The 16,866-nt window shown below is 54.8% G+C and carries 15 protein-coding genes and 1 other RNA gene; all 16 read left to right on the top strand.

Annotated elements, in window-relative coordinates:
- Positions 1 to 20 precede the first annotated feature (20 nt).
- The 16 genes from rsmI to ftsA all read left to right on the top strand — a co-directional run bounded on the left by rsmI (position 21) and on the right by ftsA (position 16,848).
- A complete protein-coding gene (rsmI, locus tag E0F26_RS12080) occupies positions 21 to 845 on the top strand; it encodes a 16S rRNA (cytidine(1402)-2'-O)-methyltransferase (RefSeq protein WP_279241916.1) in 825 nt (274 codons plus the stop codon).
- 45 nt (positions 846 to 890) lie between these two features.
- An RNA gene (gene rnpB, locus E0F26_RS12075) (RNase P RNA component class A) lies at positions 891 to 1,236 on the top strand.
- A 337-nt stretch (positions 1,237 to 1,573) separates the two neighbouring features.
- Complete coding sequence (mraZ, locus tag E0F26_RS12070; protein ID WP_279241915.1) at positions 1,574 to 2,023, top strand: division/cell wall cluster transcriptional repressor MraZ; 450 nt, start codon at positions 1,574 to 1,576, stop codon at positions 2,021 to 2,023.
- Positions 2,020 to 2,934: a 16S rRNA (cytosine(1402)-N(4))-methyltransferase RsmH gene (gene rsmH / locus E0F26_RS12065; RefSeq protein ID WP_279241914.1), complete on the top strand. Its 915-nt coding sequence runs from the start codon at positions 2,020 to 2,022 to the stop codon at positions 2,932 to 2,934. The genes mraZ and rsmH overlap by 4 nt, the downstream gene beginning before the upstream one ends.
- On the top strand, positions 2,934 to 3,215 hold the full coding sequence (gene ftsL / locus E0F26_RS12060) for a cell division protein FtsL (RefSeq protein WP_279241913.1): 282 nt from the start codon (positions 2,934 to 2,936) through the stop codon (positions 3,213 to 3,215). Before rsmH ends, ftsL begins: the two co-directional genes overlap by 1 nt.
- The gene (locus E0F26_RS12055; RefSeq protein ID WP_279241912.1) at positions 3,212 to 4,951 is read left to right on the top strand and encodes a peptidoglycan D,D-transpeptidase FtsI family protein; all 1,740 of its coding nucleotides are present in this window, start codon (positions 3,212 to 3,214) and stop codon (positions 4,949 to 4,951) included. Before ftsL ends, E0F26_RS12055 begins: the two co-directional genes overlap by 4 nt.
- 1 nt (position 4,952) lies before the next feature.
- Positions 4,953 to 6,416, top strand: coding sequence for a UDP-N-acetylmuramoyl-L-alanyl-D-glutamate--2,6-diaminopimelate ligase (locus tag E0F26_RS12050; protein WP_279241911.1), 1,464 nt, complete (start codon positions 4,953 to 4,955; stop codon positions 6,414 to 6,416).
- Positions 6,409 to 7,770, top strand: a complete 1,362-nt coding sequence (locus E0F26_RS12045; RefSeq protein ID WP_279241910.1) for a UDP-N-acetylmuramoyl-tripeptide--D-alanyl-D-alanine ligase — start codon at positions 6,409 to 6,411, stop codon at positions 7,768 to 7,770. Before E0F26_RS12050 ends, E0F26_RS12045 begins: the two co-directional genes overlap by 8 nt.
- Positions 7,764 to 8,846, top strand: coding sequence for a phospho-N-acetylmuramoyl-pentapeptide-transferase (gene mraY / locus E0F26_RS12040; protein ID WP_279241909.1), 1,083 nt, complete (start codon positions 7,764 to 7,766; stop codon positions 8,844 to 8,846). Before E0F26_RS12045 ends, mraY begins: the two co-directional genes overlap by 7 nt.
- A gap of 6 nt (positions 8,847 to 8,852) precedes the next feature.
- The gene (gene murD / locus E0F26_RS12035; protein WP_279241908.1) at positions 8,853 to 10,208 is read left to right on the top strand and encodes a UDP-N-acetylmuramoyl-L-alanine--D-glutamate ligase; all 1,356 of its coding nucleotides are present in this window, start codon (positions 8,853 to 8,855) and stop codon (positions 10,206 to 10,208) included.
- Positions 10,208 to 11,359 (top strand): putative lipid II flippase FtsW, encoded by a 1,152-nt coding sequence (gene ftsW, locus E0F26_RS12030; protein ID WP_279241907.1) that lies wholly within the window; start codon positions 10,208 to 10,210, stop codon positions 11,357 to 11,359. The genes murD and ftsW overlap by 1 nt, the downstream gene beginning before the upstream one ends.
- The gene (gene murG, locus E0F26_RS12025) at positions 11,356 to 12,459 is read left to right on the top strand and encodes an undecaprenyldiphospho-muramoylpentapeptide beta-N-acetylglucosaminyltransferase (protein WP_279241906.1); all 1,104 of its coding nucleotides are present in this window, start codon (positions 11,356 to 11,358) and stop codon (positions 12,457 to 12,459) included. Before ftsW ends, murG begins: the two co-directional genes overlap by 4 nt.
- 25 nt (positions 12,460 to 12,484) lie before the next feature.
- The gene (murC, locus tag E0F26_RS12020) at positions 12,485 to 13,885 is read left to right on the top strand and encodes a UDP-N-acetylmuramate--L-alanine ligase (protein ID WP_279243228.1); all 1,401 of its coding nucleotides are present in this window, start codon (positions 12,485 to 12,487) and stop codon (positions 13,883 to 13,885) included.
- Positions 13,882 to 14,835: a D-alanine--D-alanine ligase gene (locus E0F26_RS12015; protein ID WP_279241905.1), complete on the top strand. Its 954-nt coding sequence runs from the start codon at positions 13,882 to 13,884 to the stop codon at positions 14,833 to 14,835. Before murC ends, E0F26_RS12015 begins: the two co-directional genes overlap by 4 nt.
- Complete coding sequence (locus E0F26_RS12010) at positions 14,825 to 15,613, top strand: cell division protein FtsQ/DivIB (RefSeq protein ID WP_279241904.1); 789 nt, start codon at positions 14,825 to 14,827, stop codon at positions 15,611 to 15,613. The genes E0F26_RS12015 and E0F26_RS12010 overlap by 11 nt, the downstream gene beginning before the upstream one ends.
- Positions 15,613 to 16,848 (top strand): cell division protein FtsA, encoded by a 1,236-nt coding sequence (ftsA, locus tag E0F26_RS12005; protein ID WP_279241903.1) that lies wholly within the window; start codon positions 15,613 to 15,615, stop codon positions 16,846 to 16,848. The genes E0F26_RS12010 and ftsA overlap by 1 nt, the downstream gene beginning before the upstream one ends.
- Positions 16,849 to 16,866 lie beyond the last annotated feature (18 nt).

Genomic DNA, 16,866 nt, shown 5'->3' with positions numbered 1-16,866 from the left:
TGTACGGAGAGAATGAAGAATTGAAAGCTGCGTTATACATTGTGCCGACACCGATTGGGAATATTGGCGACATAACACTCCGAGCGCTGGAAATACTCAAGGCGGTCGATCTGATTGCGGCGGAGGACACTCGTCACTCGCGCACGCTCTTGACGCACTACGACATTTCCACGCCGCTTGTGAGTTTTCACGAGCACAGCGAAAACCGTGTTGTAGAGCAACTAGCCGACAGGGTGGCCGGTGGTGAGTCGATTGCGCTCATCAGTGATGCGGGCACGCCTCTTGTATCGGACCCTGGTTATGCCCTTGTCAGAGGAGTGCAGGCCAGAGGGCTCACCGTGATTCCACTGCCTGGCGCCTGTGCGGCCATTACTGCGCTGAGTGCGGCAGGGCTTCCGACCCATCACTTCCATTTTGAGGGTTTTCTTCCGGCTAAGCAGGTGGCGAGAGTAAAGCGACTCGAAGCGATCAAGAGCCTAAATACCACTGTTATTTTTTATGAAGCCCCTCACAGGATTGTTGATCTCATAACCGACATGCTCGCCGTATTCGGTGTTGATCACGAAATTTGTTTGGCGAGAGAGCTCACAAAAACCTTCGAAACCATCCGTCGAGCGCCATTAGGGGATATTCGTGAGTGGGTGTTGAACGACGCCAATCAGCAAAAGGGCGAGTTTGTGGTTATCTCGGGACTGGTCGTTCAAACGACGACGCTCGGTGCCGATGGGCGGCTGCTGTTGGCGCGTTTAGCCTCAGAGTTGCCACCACGTAAGGCGGCGCAAATCGTCGCAGACCACTATGGGTTGAAATCGAGAGACCTTTATCAGCAGCTTATTGCTGACTGAGCGGGTAATTATTGAGCGATAAACCGGTCGGTGCTATCGTCGCCTCGAGTCAGTTAGGCGGTCGCTGTACGTAACGTGCAGAGGAAAGTCCGGGCTCCAATGGGTCAGAGCGCCAGGTAACGCCTGGGGAGTGTGAGCTCACGGAAAGTGCAGCAGAAAGGAAACCGCCACTGCGCAAGCGGTGGTAAGGGTGAAAAGGTGCGGTAAGAGCGCACCGCGCGGCTGGTAACAGGCGTGGCGATGGTAAACCCCGCTCGGAGCAAGACCAAATAGGGATCCGTATGCCGTGACCCTCGGCGGATCCGGGTAGGTTGCTACAGGCGTCTGGTGACAGGCGTCGCAGATGAATGACCGTTCTCGACAGAACCCGGCTTATCGACTGACTCGCTATGCACCCTCTAGCTTTCTAGGAAGCTGGGGGGTGCTCCTTTATAATAAATTCGCATATAAAATTGAATTTTTATCTCGCTATTGACCCCATTTAGAGACTGTCTCTTGGTAGCCTTTCTAACGAGCTGAGTTATTTCTTAATTTAGCGGCGCCCTAAACCGCCATTTCTCCCTGGATTAATCACCCGCCGTGCGTCTATAAGGCCCTGAATTTACGGGATTTTTTTATCTCGTCGCATTGACCCATCCAGATTGCGTTGCTACAGTGGTGATTAGTGGGAAAAAGTGGGTAATTGGGGAATTCACCTGCTTTTTTAGAGGCGACATGGGGAGTTTGTGGTGTTCAGGGGAGTACAGCACATCAATCTGGATGCGAAAGGGCGGCTATCTGTCCCTGCCCGTCAGCGCGAGTCGCTCCTCGATATCAGTGCGGGCTCTTTGGTTGTTACGATTGATACCCAGTCTTCCTGTCTAGTGATGTATCCACTCAAAGAATGGGAGCGCATAGAGCGTGACGTTCAGGATCTTCCTACATTAAATCCGGCGGTCCGTCGGTTTCAGCGATTGGTTTTGGGCTATGCAAGCGACCTCGACCTTGATTCCAATGGCCGCGTGTTGCTTCCCGGTGCGCTGCGAGAATATGCGCAACTAGAAAAACGTGTTGTCTTGGTGGGGCAGGGTAACAAGCTGGAGTTGTGGTCTGAGACGCTTTGGGATGCGGAGTGCGAGGCCGCACTGGCTGCTGATGGCGGCGACTTGCCCGATGAATTAATGGGGCTGAAGCTTTGACGCAGGCAGAGCATGTGTCGGTACTTTTAGCGGAGTCTGTCTCCGCTTTGTCGGTGCGGGCCGACGGCTCTTACCTCGATGGTACGTTTGGACGAGGTGGTCACTCGAGGGAAATATTGTCTCGCCTATCGCCCAGCGGAAAGCTTATTGCAGTGGATAAGGATCCGGCTGCTGAGGCGTCCGCACTGTCGCTGGCTAACGATCCGAGGTTTCAGTTCGAGCCAGGCAGCTTCGCTGATATCTCTCGTATCGTGACGGATAACTCGCTAGACGGAATTTTGCTTGATCTGGGTGTCTCTTCACCGCAATTGGATGACGCACAACGGGGCTTTGGCTTTAGTGGTGATGGGCCGCTTGATATGCGAATGGATACGCGCACAGGAATGACTGCTGCACAATGGCTGGCGTCTGCCCCTGAGCAGGACATTGCAGACGTTATTAAAACCTACGGTGAGGAGCGCTTTGGAAAGCGCATGGCGGCGGCCATCGTGAAGGCAAGGGCAGAGACCCCGATTACGGGCACACGTCAGCTCGCCAATATCATTGCTGAGGCGAACCCTAAATGGGAGCCACATAAGCATCCTGCAACGCGCGCCTTTCAGGCGATTCGCATTTTCATTAATCGAGAGCTCGAGGACCTGGAGCTCGCGCTTGAGTGCATGGTCGATAAGCTGGTCGTTGGCGGTCGGCTAGTAGTGATTAGTTTTCACTCGCTTGAGGATCGCATTGTGAAACGATTTATGCGGGATCAGGCGAGAGGCATTCAGCTGCCTCGTCACGTACCTGTGGTTGACAGCGATGCAGGAAAAACGCTGAATTTGGTCGGTAAGGCGATGAAGCCCAGCAATGAAGAGATCGCTAGAAACCCTCGATCTCGATCAGCTGTCATGCGCATTGCGGAGCGACGATAGTGATTGCCGGTCTCCTTGCTTCTCGTTTCGCCTTGCCCGTGGTGTTCGGGCTCTGCCTTGGTAGCGCCTTGATGGTGGTAAGTGAAACACACCAAACGCGTTTGCTCTTCGCCGAGCTTCAAGGGCTTGAGAGTGAGCGATGGCTGCTGCAAGAAAACTACAGTCGGCTGGTTCTTGAGTATTCAACGCTCAGCGCGCCGCACCGAATCAGTGAACTCTCAGAGACTGAGCTCTCGATGACACCGCCCGATACGGGTGCGATAAAGGTGGTTGCAGAGTGAGCGCCGCGCCAGCCACGCCATTTAGCTATCGGTGGCGAATCCTCTTCGTCACAGCACTGCTCACAGGCCTTTTTGGCATGTTGATTTTTCGACTTGTTCAGCTTCAGGTTGGGGCGAGCCAGTACGGTAATGATTTTTTAAAGCGCCAGGGTGATTTGCGCGCCGTCCGATCGGCTGAGATTCCCGCCTATCGCGGACTCATTACTGATCGCCGAGGCGCACCACTTGCCGTTTCCACCCCTGTTGTAACCCTATGGGCGAACCCGCAACAGCTCATCGGTAGCGGAAAGGAATCCCAGCTCGCTCAGTTGCTAAACCTTCCGGTCGATAGTTTTTTGGCAAAACTCGAGCGCTACCGAAAGAAGCAGTTCATGTATCTGTCTCGGCACCAAACGCCGACCGTTGCGCGCACCGTACTGTCATCGGGTATCCCTGGAATTTACGGACAGCGCGAATATCGACGGTTTTACCCCGCAGGAGAGGTTGTCTCTCAGTTAGTGGGTACGACAAATATCGACGGCGAGGGCGCATCTGGGTTGGAGATGCGGTTTGACGAGAGCCTCCAGGGGGCCCCGGGTAAGAAGCGTTTCATAAAAGATCTGCATGGCGATGCTATCCGAGACATCGGCGTTGTAAGGGAGGCGGCTGACGGAGAAAGTCTACAACTCAGTATAGATCTGCGATTGCAACACGCTCAGCATCGAGAGCTGCATCGTGCAATGAAGGAAACAGGAGCGGCAGCCGCCTCAGCGGTCACGCTCGACGCTCGCACGGGCGAAATTCTGGCGATGACCAACTTACCTTCATTCAATCCGAATAAACGAGGTCAGTTGAACCTCGCAGCAATGCGAAATCGCGTTGTTACCGACGTTTATGAGCCGGGCTCAACTGTGAAGCCGCTGACGCTGGTTGCGGCGCTGGAAAGCGGTGAATTTGATATCGATACGGTTATCGATACGTCGCCCGGCCGTATCAAGGTGGGCGGTAAAGTGCTTCCAGATCCCCGCAATTATGGTGCTATTACGGTATCCCGCGTTATCGAAAAATCGAGTCAGGTGGGTGTGACAAAGATGGCGCAGACTATCGGTCACGAGAGCATCATTGATGTGTTTCAGCGATTGGGTCTGGGGCAGGTCACCGGCGCAGAATTTCCCGGTGAGCGATCGGGCCGCTTACCTGATCACGACTTTTGGAGCGAAATTGACCAGGTGACGCCTGCATTTGGCTACGGTTTATTGGTAACGCCGCTCCAGCTTGCACACGCTTACAGCGTCTTTGCAAACGAAGGTCGGCTTGTTCCGCTCACGTTACTCGCAACTGACGACACCCATTCTTCCGGGCAGCAGGTGATCTCGCCCGACATTGCGAGCAAGGTCATCACTGTGCTTCATCGGGTAACGGGTGAAGAGGGTACGGCCAAGCGGGCCAGTGTCCCCGGCTTCAATGTAGGCGGTAAGACCGGAACCGTTCACAAGGTGGGAAGTGCTGGGTATCTTGATGATCGCTACGTCGCTTTATTCGCCGGCGTATCGCCGATTGAGTCGCCTCGTTACGTAACCGTTGTTGTCATTGATGAACCTGAAGGTGATGTCTATGGCGGTGGCGCGGCCGCGGCGCCCGTTTACTCTCGCATAACACAGGAAGTTCTCCGTATCCGAAATGCGGTCCCGGATACAACGCAGGACGACGCTAATTTGCCGTTATTCGCGAGTACAGGAGGTGGTGCGGGTGCCTAGCATGTCACTATCTGAGCTGGCTTGTGGATTGGCGGATATCCCGTCCTCGTTGGCGGCAGCGCCTATATGCGATATCACACTGGATAGTCGTCAAGTTACTAATGGTGCGGGTTTTATTGCCATCCAGGGCGCTCAAACTGACGGGCGGCGATTTATTCCCGATGCACTCGAGAGAGGCGCTGCCGTGGTCCTCGCAGAGCCGTTTGAGGCAGTTGACCTCGGACCCCGTGTGGTGACGGTGCCCGATCTAAAATCGCATCTTGGTGAGTTAGCAAAGCGCTTTTACGCCAATCCTTCAGCCCAGTTGGCGCTACTGGCCGTAACAGGTACGAATGGAAAAACCAGTATCAGCGACTACATAGGACAGTTACTTCGCCTTCTTGGGGAGTCGGCTGGCACGATTGGGACGCTGGGTGCGCGCCTTCGCTCGGGCGAGGCTGTAGAGAGTCAGAATACAACGCCAGATGTAATCTCACTCAATAGACAGCTCGCTGATTGGGTGGATCAGGGTGTCCGGTTCGTAGCGCTAGAGGCGTCGAGTCATGCGCTAGAGCAAAGCCGAATGGATGGCCTGACTGTTCATACAGCGGTCTTTAGTAATTTGACCCGAGACCACCTCGATTATCACGGTAATCTCGACAGTTATCGACAGGCAAAGCTCCGCCTCTTTACTGATTTCACTCCAGATCGTGTGATTTACAACGCGGATGATCCTTCAACCCAGGGCGCACGAGAGGCTTCTGCAAATCCGGCGCTTGGGGTGTCGCTGGTGAATGCCAGCGGCGACGTTTATGTCAAAGTGCTCGACGAGACACCGACAGGTTTGCGGTTTCAGATTCATTCTCCCTACGGCACCGCACAGATCGATTCGGCGCTCCATGGTCGGTTTAATGCATTCAATGTTGCGGTCGCTGTCATTGCTGTTACCGGTCTTGGATTCGCTTTCACGCAAGTGGCGAATGCAGCGGAGCATCTGCTACCTGTTGATGGTCGGATGCAAGAGGTCAAAGGTGGTGGTGATCTTCGGGTCGTCGTTGACTACGCCCACACCCCTGATGCGCTCGCCAGTGCGCTCGGGGCGCTAAAGCCATCGTGCGCAGGCATGCTTTGGGTCGTATTTGGTTGTGGTGGTGATCGTGATGTAGGTAAGCGCTCTGAGATGGGGAAAATCGCAACGTCATTGGCGGATCAGCTCATCGTCACCAATGACAACCCCAGATCTGAGGCGCCCGATGCCATAGCCAACGACATACTGCGGGGTGTCGGCACGTCCGCATGTCGTGTTGAGCTCGATCGAAGTGAGGCCATTCGGTATGCGGTCCTCAACGCGCAACCGGGAGACACGGTGCTCGTCGCTGGTAAAGGACATGAGAGCTATCAGTTGGTTGGGGACAAGAAGCTCGATTTTTCTGATGTCGACTGCGCGGCGCAGGCTCTGCGAGAACGTGAGGTGGCCTATGCGTGACCTTCATCTCTCTCATTTAGCCAAGAGTCTCGGTGTTGACTGCCAAAATGGGGATGCAGTCTTAAGAGGCCTTGCGATCGACAGCCGTGCAGTGAAGCCGGGAGACCTTTTCGTTGCGATTGTTGGAGACCGAGTCGATGGGCATGACTTCATTGAAAGTGCGTTAGCAAATGGCGCGGTCGCTGTTGCCTGCGCGCGACCGATCGACACCCCTGTGCCCTCTATTCAAATAGCCGATTCAAATCAGGTGTGCGCGAGCTTTGGCCGTCTGATGAGAGCGGACTTTGGTGGCGTAGTGATTGGGATCACCGGCAGCGCCGGCAAGACCACCGCAAAGTCGTTCCTTGAGTCTATTTGCTCTGGTGCGGGCTCAACGGTTGCGACCTCGGGCAACCAGAATAACGAGCTTGGTGTTCCTTTGACCCTGGCAAGGCTTTCAGAGAATCCCGAGTTTGCAGTCGTTGAAATGGGTGCATCGCGAAAAGGTGACATTGCTTACTTAAAGTCGATGGCCGCGCCGCAGATCGCGGTGCTTCTCAATGCACTTGAGGCTCATGTGGGTCGTTTCGGCAGTTTGGATACGATTGTCGAGACGAAAGGCGAGATTCTAGACAATCTCACTGAGGCTGATACCGCGGTACTGAATGCAGATCAGTTGCACTACGCTTCTTGGCGAAAGCGCGCTGCGCCGGCAAAGATTATCGCGTTTGGTGAAGACAGCTCGGCGGATGTTCGACTTCTAGACACGGTAGATCACGGGCTGGATGGATCGGATATCACGGTCGATATGTTGGGTACCCGCGTTGCTTTGCGCCTCTCGATTCCGGGAAAGGCGGGTGTGACTAATGCACTTGCTGCTATGGCAGCCGCTGCCGCGCTAGACATCGACCCAGACGTCATTGCTCAGGGTATCGAGGCCTTATCGCCGGTAGAGGGGAGAGGGAATACCATTCAGCTCGATAGGGGCATCCGCCTTATTAACGACTGTTACAACGCAAGTCCGTCAAGCGTAATGGCAGCACTCGATACACTCAATAAGGCTCGCCCACCGCGCACAGCCGTGTTAGCCGACATGCTGGAGCTTGGCGATGACGGACCTCGCTACCACCGCGAGGTGGGCAAGCATCTCTCGAATTTGGGTATCGAGCGCGTTATCGCCGTAGGTGAGCTGTCAGCTCATATTAAAGACAGCTGTAGCGTTCAAGCCCTGCATTTTTCCGACACCAATGAATTATTAGCTGACTGCCCTGACTTCCTTCAAGACGAGACGATTCTGGTCAAAGGGTCTCGCGGGATGCAGCTAGATCGGTTTGTGACTTCAATGACATCATCTTTGGGAGATGCGAAGTGTTAACTTGGCTCGCACAACAGTTGGCGACGTGGGAATCTGCGTTCTCTGTTTTTCAATACATCACGTTGCGCGGTATCTTGTCGGCTATGACGGCCTTGGTGATCTCCACTGTGGTGGGTCCTCGAATGATTCGATGGCTTCAGGAGATGCAGATTGGTCAAGCTGTTCGTGTTGACGGTCCCCAATCCCATTTGAGTAAAGCCGGAACGCCTACGATGGGTGGCGCGCTCATCATTGTAGCCATTGCCTCTGGTACGTTGCTATGGGGCGACTTATCCAGCAAGTATCTCTGGGTCGCTTTGTTGACTACGGTCTTGTTTGGCGCGATCGGATGGGTTGACGACTACCGTAAGGTCGTTGAAAAAGACTCCCGCGGTTTACCCGCACGCTGGAAATATTTTTGGCAGTCAGTGGTCGGGCTCGGTGCGGTTAGCTACCTGTTTGCAACGTCAACCCAAGTCCCTGAATTGACCCTGTATCTCCCCTTTTTAAAGGACTTCGCTTTGTTGATGGGGATCCTTTTTATTCCCTGGGCCTATTTAGTGGTTGTGGGCGCGAGTAATGCGGTCAATTTGACCGATGGACTCGACGGACTCGCTATTTTGCCCACCGTTATGGTTTCGGTTGGTTTAGGCATGATTGCGTATGTCACCGGTCGTGTGGACTTTGCCGCCTACCTCAATATTGCCTATATCGCAGGTGCAGGTGAGATGGTCGTTTTCTGTGGTGCCATCGCAGGGGCGGGGCTGGGCTTTTTGTGGTTTAACACCTATCCAGCGATGGTCTTCATGGGCGATGTAGGTGCGCTCGCACTCGGTGCGGCACTTGGCATTGTCGCGGTCATTATCCGCCAGGAATTGGTGCTCTTTATCATGGGCGGTGTGTTTGTCATTGAAACGCTGTCGGTCATTATTCAGGTCGCCTCCTTTAAGCTACGCGGCAAGCGTGTCTTTAAGATGGCGCCCATTCATCATCACTTTGAACTCTCCGGTTGGCCTGAGCCTCGTGTCATTGTCCGTTTTTGGATCATTACTGCGATGCTCGTCCTGTTCGGATTGGCGACGTTGAAGTTGAGGTAGGAATGAATGATGCCTGAGCTTATCTCCAGTTCGATTCGACGTGGCATTCTCGGTATGGGACATACCGGGCGTTCCGTTGCGCGTTTCTGGGCGGCACAGGGCATACCGTTTATCGCCATGGATACGCGCGCTGACGTCGGTGACGATCTCACATTACGTCGTGAGCTTGTGGGTATCGAATCGCATTTTGGCGAGATCAGCGAGGCCGTGCTCCGGCAGGTGGACCTCCTCGTGGTCTCACCGGGTATTGCGATGGATTCAGAGGTGATTGGTTTGGCCCAGTCGCTTAATATTGAGGTGCGCGGCGACATCGATTTGTTTGTAAGCGAAGCGCAGGCCCCCGTAATTGGCATTACGGGCTCCAATGGGAAGTCCTCGGTGACAACCTTTGTTGGCCAGTTGCTGACCGCGAGTGGTCTGACTGTTTCGGTGGGTGGGAACTTGGGAACTCCGGCTCTCGACCTGCTTAACGATGAGGTCGACGTCTTCGTCCTCGAGTTATCGTCTTTCCAGCTTGAGCGGGCGGGTGACTTAAATCTCGCTGTAGCTGCTGTGCTCAATCTTTCGCCAGATCATCTGGACCGCCATCACACGATGCCCTTGTATCACCTCGCAAAGCACCGAATCTTTGCGGGCGCTCAGCACGTGGTAGCGAATTATCGAGATGCCCTGACACAGCCTGTCGGTAAGGGCGATGTGCCTTGGACCCTTTGGCGGGACAACGAGCCCGATATGCAGCAGTTAGGGTTGCGCGACCACGAGGGTGCGCCTTGGATCTGTTTCGGTTTTCAGCCCCTTTGCCCATTGTCGGATATCCCCCTGGTTGGTCATCACAATGTAAACAACGTCTTGGCGGCCCTGGCGATTTGCCATGCAATGGGCTTGTCGTATGAAAAGTTGATTGAGGGCGTGAAAAGGCTCAAAGGCCTACCACACCGCTGTGAGTTGATCGCCGCCAAAGGCGGTGTTCGATTCGTCAACGACAGTAAAGGGACTAACGTTGGCGCCACCGTTGCGGCGCTAGAAGGACTGTCGGCCGGTCAGAACATTATTCTAATCGCGGGCGGTGAGGGTAAAGGTCAGGCCTTTGCCCCCCTAACGAAGGCGATATCGCGCTTTGTAAAACACACGGTGTTGATTGGGCGCGATGCAGCGGCGATCGACGATGTGCTTGAGCAAGCGGCGTCCCGCTCGTTTTCTGACAGCATGGAGGCCGCCGTTCGGGCCGCAACCCAGTTGGCACAGCCCGGTGACACTGTGTTGCTGTCACCCGCGTGTGCGAGCCTGGATATGTACCGAGATTATCGAGAGCGCGGTGAGGCCTTTACGGTCGCTGTGCAGGCTGTCGAGGAGGTGTCCTAATGGCGACCTTGCCTCGTGAAAACTACGCTGGAGCCACCCTCTTCGTATTGACGTTGACCCTAATTTCCATCGGACTTATTGCCATCTCCTCTGCGTCCATCAGTCTGTCGGAAGCAAAGTTCGGTGACGAGTGGCATCACGCGACGCGACATCTTATGTACTTGGGTATCGGCCTCACCCTGGGCGTTGTCGCGTACTTCATTCCTGTTTCCATTTGGCATCAAACCTCGCCCTGGTTCTTAATGCTGGCATTGGCCTTACTCGTGGTTGTTTTGGTGCCGGGCGTCGGGCGTATTGTAAACGGTAGTCAGCGCTGGATTCCTCTTGGGCCACTGACGTTCCAGCCCTCGGAGTTCGCAAAATTCGCGGTAGTCCTGTGGCTTTCGGGCTATATGGTGCGCCATGGCAATGAGCTTCGCACGGTCCTTCGGGGCCTCTTAAAGCCGATAGCGGTGCTAGTGATTTTTGCCGGCTTACTCCTGATGGAGCCTGATTTCGGTGCCACGGTGATCCTGCTAGGAACCGCTTTTGGCATGCTATTTATGGCAGGCGCTCGATTAATCAACGTCTTAGGGCTGGTCTCTGCGGCCCTCGCTATCCTGGTGGGAATGATTTTGATGGCACCCTACCGAATGAAGCGTTTGATGGCGTATCAGGACCCTTGGAGTGATCCCTTCGGTAGCGGTTTCCAACTCATTCAGTCGTTGATCGCCTATGGGCGTGGCGAGTGGTTTGGCGTGGGCTTGGGTAACAGTATTCAGAAGTTGTTTTACCTTCCCGAGGCCCACACCGACTTTGTCTTTTCAATCTGGGCGGAAGAGACGGGATTAGTCGGTGCTGTTGCGGTCGTTGTGCTCTTCGCCGCATTTGTGGGTCGAATTGTATACATCGGCTACCGCTTTCTCGAGGAGAAACGCGAGTTCGAATCCTATGTCTGCTTTGGTTTTGCACTCATCTTTGCAGGGCAGGCCTTCGTCAATATGGGCGTCAGTTCCGGCTTGCTTCCGACCAAAGGCCTTACGCTTCCGTTCATTAGTTACGGCGGTAACAGCTTATTCGTCAGCTGCATGATGGTAGGTGTATTACTCAAGCTCGAGCGCAGTCGCCCCCATCGGCCTCAACATGCGCAAGCTAGGAGGAAGTCCGCATGACTGCCTCTGCGCACAGTGTGATGATCATGGCGGGTGGCACCGGCGGTCATGTCTATCCAGGTCTTGCCGTAGCGCAATGTCTGCGTGCGAAAGGCTGGGATGTTTCGTGGATAGGTACTGCGCGCGGCTTAGAAGCAACCGTTGTACCGGCGAATAAGATTTCCCTTCATACGCTCAAAACGCTTGGATTGCGCGGTAAGGGTGCGATCTCGAGGGTAAAAGGCGTTGCCTCGTTGCTATGGGCCTGCGGGCAAGCGCTTGTCCTGTTACTCCGTCGCCGCCCAAGCATAGTAATCGGTTTTGGTGGGTACGCCGCAGGACCTGCGGGTGCTGTAGCCCGTTTGCTGGGTATCCCGCTATTGATTCACGAACAAAACGCCATCGCGGGGACTACGAACCGCGTCCTTGCTCGCCGAGCCGCTCGCGTTATGGCGGGTTTTGAGGGGGCTTTTAAGACAGGTATCGATGTCAACGTGACCGGTAATCCGTTGCGCGATGGATTTTGCAAAGTAGCACACAAAGATTATCCAGCGGACTCGTTCGACGCGTTGCGCCCTCTTCGTATCGCCATACTTGGCGGTAGCCAGGGCGCCCTCGCGTTGAATACAGGCTGCCCAGAGGCGTTTGCGCAATTATCGAGCGAGGAATTAGCGTCTATTGAGGTAAGGCATCAGTGTGGGAGTGCGCATGTGGAGGTCACTCAACAAGCATGGGCGCGCATAGGCGTTCATCAGTATGACGTTTTACCCTTTGTAGAGGATATGGCGGCACTTTATGGTTGGGCCGATATTGCTATCTGCCGGGCCGGTGCGTTGACGGTGAGTGAGTTGGCTGTAACGGGGACCCCCAGTTTATTAGTGCCGCTTCCACAGGCGATCGATAACCACCAGATGAAAAATGCCGAGGCTCTGCAATCAGCCGGTGGGGCCACTATTGTTGCGCAAAAAGATTTGGGCAGTGACGTCGTGCCCGCATTCCTATCCCGGGTACTTGCCGACGCGCCGTCGTTGCTTCGGATGTCGCAGAGTGCCCGCGACTGGTCAAAGCCACATGCGACCGACGATGTTGTAGCGATTGCAGAGGAGGTGGCCCGTGGCTGAAACCGTCCTCACACGCGAACCCATGATGCGACGCATTCAGCGTATCCACTTTGTTGGGATCGGTGGCTCAGGTATGAGTGGTATTGCCGAGGTGCTCGTGGGCCTTAACTACACCGTCTCCGGATCCGACATCGCTGAAAGCTCCTCTGTAACGCGGCTAAAGGGTCTGGGAGTCAAAGTTTCAATTGGTCACAGAGCGGCGAATGTCGATGGGTCAGACGTACTCGTGGTGTCATCTGCCATCAACGAGGCTAACCCTGAAATTAAAGCGGCCAGAGAGCAGCGTATACCGATCGTCCCTCGAGCTGAAATGCTGGCTGAGCTCATGCGCTATCGCTTTAGCATCGCAGTCGCTGGGACTCACGGTAAAACAACGACGACAAGTCTCATTGCATCGCTCATGGCAGAGGCGGGCTTGGACCCCACGTTTGTGATTGGCGGTGTCCTCAATAACACCGGGTCCAATGCTCAGCTGGGTGCCAGTGATTATTTAGTTGTGGAAGCGGACGAGAGCGACGCCTCCTTTCTCCACCTGTTGCCCATGATGACGGTGATTACCAACGTCGAACCCGATCACATGGAGCATTACCAAGGTGACGTAAAGGCGTACTACCAAGCGTTCACCGAGTTCCTGCAGAACTTGCCGTTTTACGGTGTGGCGTTGGTGTGTTTAGACGACCCGGGGGTCCGTGAGTTATTGCCGTCGGTAACGCGCCAGGTGGTCACCTACGGATTTGCGGATGATGCTGATTTTAGGCTTGAAGCACTGACTTACTCTGGGTTGGAAAGTCGTTTCACGCTGCACAGAAAAGCAACAGAGGACAGCCTTGAACTTCGGCTACCTATGCCCGGTGTTCACAACGCGCTAAATGCCTCTGCCGCTGTCGCGGTCTGTAGCGAACTAGGCGTGAGCGTTGAGGCGATTACCCGCGGTCTAGCCTCGTTTGAGGGTGTCGGTCGTCGCTTCTCTGTTTTGGGTAATGTGACATGGGAAGCTGGTGCTGCGCTTTTGGTTGACGACTATGGGCATCACCCCACTGAGCTTCGCGCAACAATTAACGCCGCTCGGGACGCTTACCCGGATCAGCGCTTGGTTATGGTTTTTCAGCCGCATCGATATAGCCGGACACGCGACTGTTACGACGAGTTTGTCGACGTGCTCTCTTCTGTGGACGGACTGGTTCTGCTCGATGTCTACGCCGCCGGCGAAGAGGAAATCGTCGGCGCGGATAGTCGATCTCTCGCCCGCAGTATACGCCAAGCCGGTTTTGTGGACCCGGTCTTACTCTCTGACAACGGACAGCTAGCTGTGCGTCTCTCTAAGTTCCTTATCGATGGAGACGTTTTAATCATGCAGGGAGCCGGCAATATCGGGCGCCTGTCAAAAATGCTGTCAGAGACACCTTCCTTGGAGGCCTTGATATGAGTGAGGTCTTCAAAGACATGAGTGTGACCGTACTCATGGGTGGAAATTCTGCAGAGCGCACGATTTCGCTAAAAAGTGGCACTGCGGTGGCAAACGCGCTGACAGAGGCGGGCGCCATCGTCACGCGTCTCGATACGGCGACTACGGGGTGGCATCACAACCTTCCGCTGGAAACGTTTGTGTTCAATCTTCTTCACGGCGTCGGGGGAGAGGATGGCAGCGTGCAGGGCTTGCTCGATTGTTTGGGCGTACCTTATTCAGGCTCGGGCGTCCTGGGAAGTGCGCTTTGCATGGATAAAGCCAAGACAAAGTTAGTCTGGCGAAGTGCAGGCTTGCCAACACCTGCGTTTGAAATGATTGATTCAGACAGCGATCTGTCATCCGTGATCGATCGCCTAGGCCCCGTATTTGTAAAACCCGTTTCCGAGGGGTCCTCGGTCGGCATGTCGATGGCCAGCGACGCAGATAGTCTTAAGCAGGCTTTATTGCTCGCCTCGCAATCACGGGTTGCGATTATGGCTGAGGCGCACATTAACGGTGATGAGTTTACCGTAGCCATTGTGTCCGGTAAGGCCTTGCCGCCAATAAAGATAACGCCTGCGTCTACGTTTTATGACTTTGATGCCAAGTATGTCTCGGGCGAAACACGGTTTGAGTGCCCAGCACCACTGTCGTCGTCCGAGTCTGAGGCTTTGCAAACGCTGGCGCTGAAAGCGTTTGAGGCATCGGGCGCCAAAGCGTGGGGACGGGTTGATGTCATGCGCGATGCTGAGGGTTGGCAGCTCCTTGAGGTGAATACTATCCCTGGAATGACCGAGCATAGCCTCGTACCGAAGGCGGCGGCTGCAGCGGGGCTGAGTTTTACGGACCTCCTCGCCGAAATCTATCTTGCGTCTGTCGTCGACGGTTCCCCCGTGTGTGGGCCTGAGGAGGATCGAGATGGCCCGTAATGTGAAACGTAATGAGCCACAAAAAACACGCTCCCGCCGGGCGCGGTTCGTGCAAAGCGTCAAACGCATCAGCTTGGCGGTCTCGCTCATTGTCGTCGCAGGGCTTCTGGGTTTGATGACACAGCGCGCGACTGATATGCCGGTGCAGCACATTGCTATTAGCGGTGATATGCGCCACGTAGCAAGAGATCGTGTTGAACAAGTCCTCACCCCGCGCGTGGCAGAGGGCTTCTTACTCACCGACCTTGCGGCTATCGCCGACGAACTCGAAACATTGCCCTGGGTGCTCGATGCAAATGTACGACGCGAGTGGCCAGGCACGATTCATGTCCACGTAACAGAGCAAACGCCCATCGCTCGTTGGGGGGTCATGTCTTACATCAACCAGCATGGCGATGTGTTTGACGGAGACACCTTTGAGCGATACGACGATCTCCCTTTGTTGTGGAGCGAACACAGCGAGCCAGAGCTGCTTATCGAGCACTTCAAACTTTTTCAAATGCTGCTGACCCGCCATCGCCTTTCTGTCGCGGCGCTTAATGAGGATCGCCTCAAGCAGATATCGGCACAGTTAACGGATGGAACCGAGGTCCAATTCGGTGACAAGGATTTTGCTAAGCGTGTTCGTCGTTTTGTCGCGCTGCTTGAGAGCGAGCAGTCGGGTGCGAATCACGCGATTGAGAGAATCGACTTTAGATATGAGAGCGGGGCTGCAGTGCTTCGCAAGAATCAGAAATTTGCGGTGACAGCCGTGTCACAACAGCAAGGAGGCCAGTAATGGCAGCGACTGAAGAGAAGCGCATGATCGTTGGCTTGGATATAGGTACATCCAAGGTTGTAGCGGTGGTCGGTGAGATTGATAGCGATGGCACCATAGATATCGTTGGTATTGGTTCGCATCCATCAAAGGGTCTCAAAAAGGGCGTTGTGGTGAATATCGAATCGACTGTAAACGCCATTCAGCGAGCGGTTGAGGAAGCAGAGCTAATGGCCGGCTGCCAAATTCACTCGGTTTACGTCGGCATTGCGGGTAGCCATATTCGATCCATGAATTCGCATGGAATCGTCGCGATCAAGGATCGTGAAGTAGAGCGAGCAGACATCGACCGGGTCATCGACGCTGCCCAGGCCGTCGCGATTCCTGCGGATCAAAAAATTCTCCATGTCCTCCCGCAAGAGTTTGTGATCGACAACCAAGGGGGAATCAAAGAGCCGCTTGGTATGTCGGGAGTGCGTCTTGAGGCCAAAGTACATTTGGTGACCTGCGCTGAGACGGCTGCACAGAACATTGAAAAATGTGTGCAACGCTGTGGTCTTGAGGTAGATGCCATTGTTCTCGAACAGCTGGCATCGAGTTATTCAGTCATTACCGATGATGAGCGTGATCTCGGTGTTTGCATGGTGGATATCGGCGGTGGAACCTCGGATATCGCGGTATTCACGGAAGGATCAATTCGCCATACCGGCGTGATTCCAGTGGCGGGTGATCAGGTTACCAGTGACATTGCGATGGCGCTGCGAACGCCCACGCAGCACGCCGAAGAAATCAAGATCAGATACGCCTGCGCGCTCGCACAGCTGACCGGACCTGAAGAGACCATCAAAGTACCGAGCGTCGGCGATCGTCCGCCGAGAGACTTATCGCGGCAATCACTCGCGGAGGTAGTTGAGCCCAGGTACGACGAGCTATTTACGCTCATTCAGGGCGAAATTCGCCGATCGGGGTTTGAGGAGCTCATTCCCGCCGGCGTTGTGCTAACGGGTGGCACCTCCAAGATGGAGGGTGTGGTCGAGCTCGCCGAAGAAATTTTTCACATGCCTGTACGCGTGGGTGCACCGCAGTACACACGTGGCATGCACGACATTATTCGAAATCCGATCTATGCCACAGCTGTTGGGCTGTTGCTGTCGGGTGCAAAAGAGCTTCATGAGGGCGCGCAGTTATCTGCGGACCGTCAGAAGACCAGCAGTCTGCTGGGTGGGTTGCGCAATTGGTTTGGTCGCAACTTCTGAAATAAAAGGGGAAAACCG

This window comes from Candidatus Paraluminiphilus aquimaris (genome assembly GCF_026230195.1).
Classification (GTDB): domain Bacteria; phylum Pseudomonadota; class Gammaproteobacteria; order Pseudomonadales; family Halieaceae; genus Luminiphilus; species Luminiphilus aquimaris.
This window is presented reverse-complemented; position numbering and strand designations above follow the sequence as displayed.

What these genes read in the sequence shown, in the direction of transcription:
- murC (WP_279243228.1), top strand. Translation starts at nt 12,485, where the DNA reads ATGCGACGCATTCAGCGTATCCACTTTGTTGGGATCGGTGGCTCAGGT.
- ftsW (WP_279241907.1), top strand. Translation starts at nt 10,208, where the DNA reads ATGGCGACCTTGCCTCGTGAAAACTACGCTGGAGCCACCCTCTTCGTA.
- E0F26_RS12045 (WP_279241910.1), top strand. Translation starts at nt 6,409, where the DNA reads ATGCGTGACCTTCATCTCTCTCATTTAGCCAAGAGTCTCGGTGTTGAC.
- murG (WP_279241906.1), top strand. Translation starts at nt 11,356, where the DNA reads ATGACTGCCTCTGCGCACAGTGTGATGATCATGGCGGGTGGCACCGGC.
- E0F26_RS12015 (WP_279241905.1), top strand. Translation starts at nt 13,882, where the DNA reads ATGAGTGAGGTCTTCAAAGACATGAGTGTGACCGTACTCATGGGTGGA.
- ftsA (WP_279241903.1), top strand. Translation starts at nt 15,613, where the DNA reads ATGGCAGCGACTGAAGAGAAGCGCATGATCGTTGGCTTGGATATAGGT.
- E0F26_RS12050 (WP_279241911.1), top strand. Translation starts at nt 4,953, where the DNA reads ATGTCACTATCTGAGCTGGCTTGTGGATTGGCGGATATCCCGTCCTCG.
- murD (WP_279241908.1), top strand. Translation starts at nt 8,853, where the DNA reads ATGATGCCTGAGCTTATCTCCAGTTCGATTCGACGTGGCATTCTCGGT.
- E0F26_RS12010 (WP_279241904.1), top strand. Translation starts at nt 14,825, where the DNA reads ATGGCCCGTAATGTGAAACGTAATGAGCCACAAAAAACACGCTCCCGC.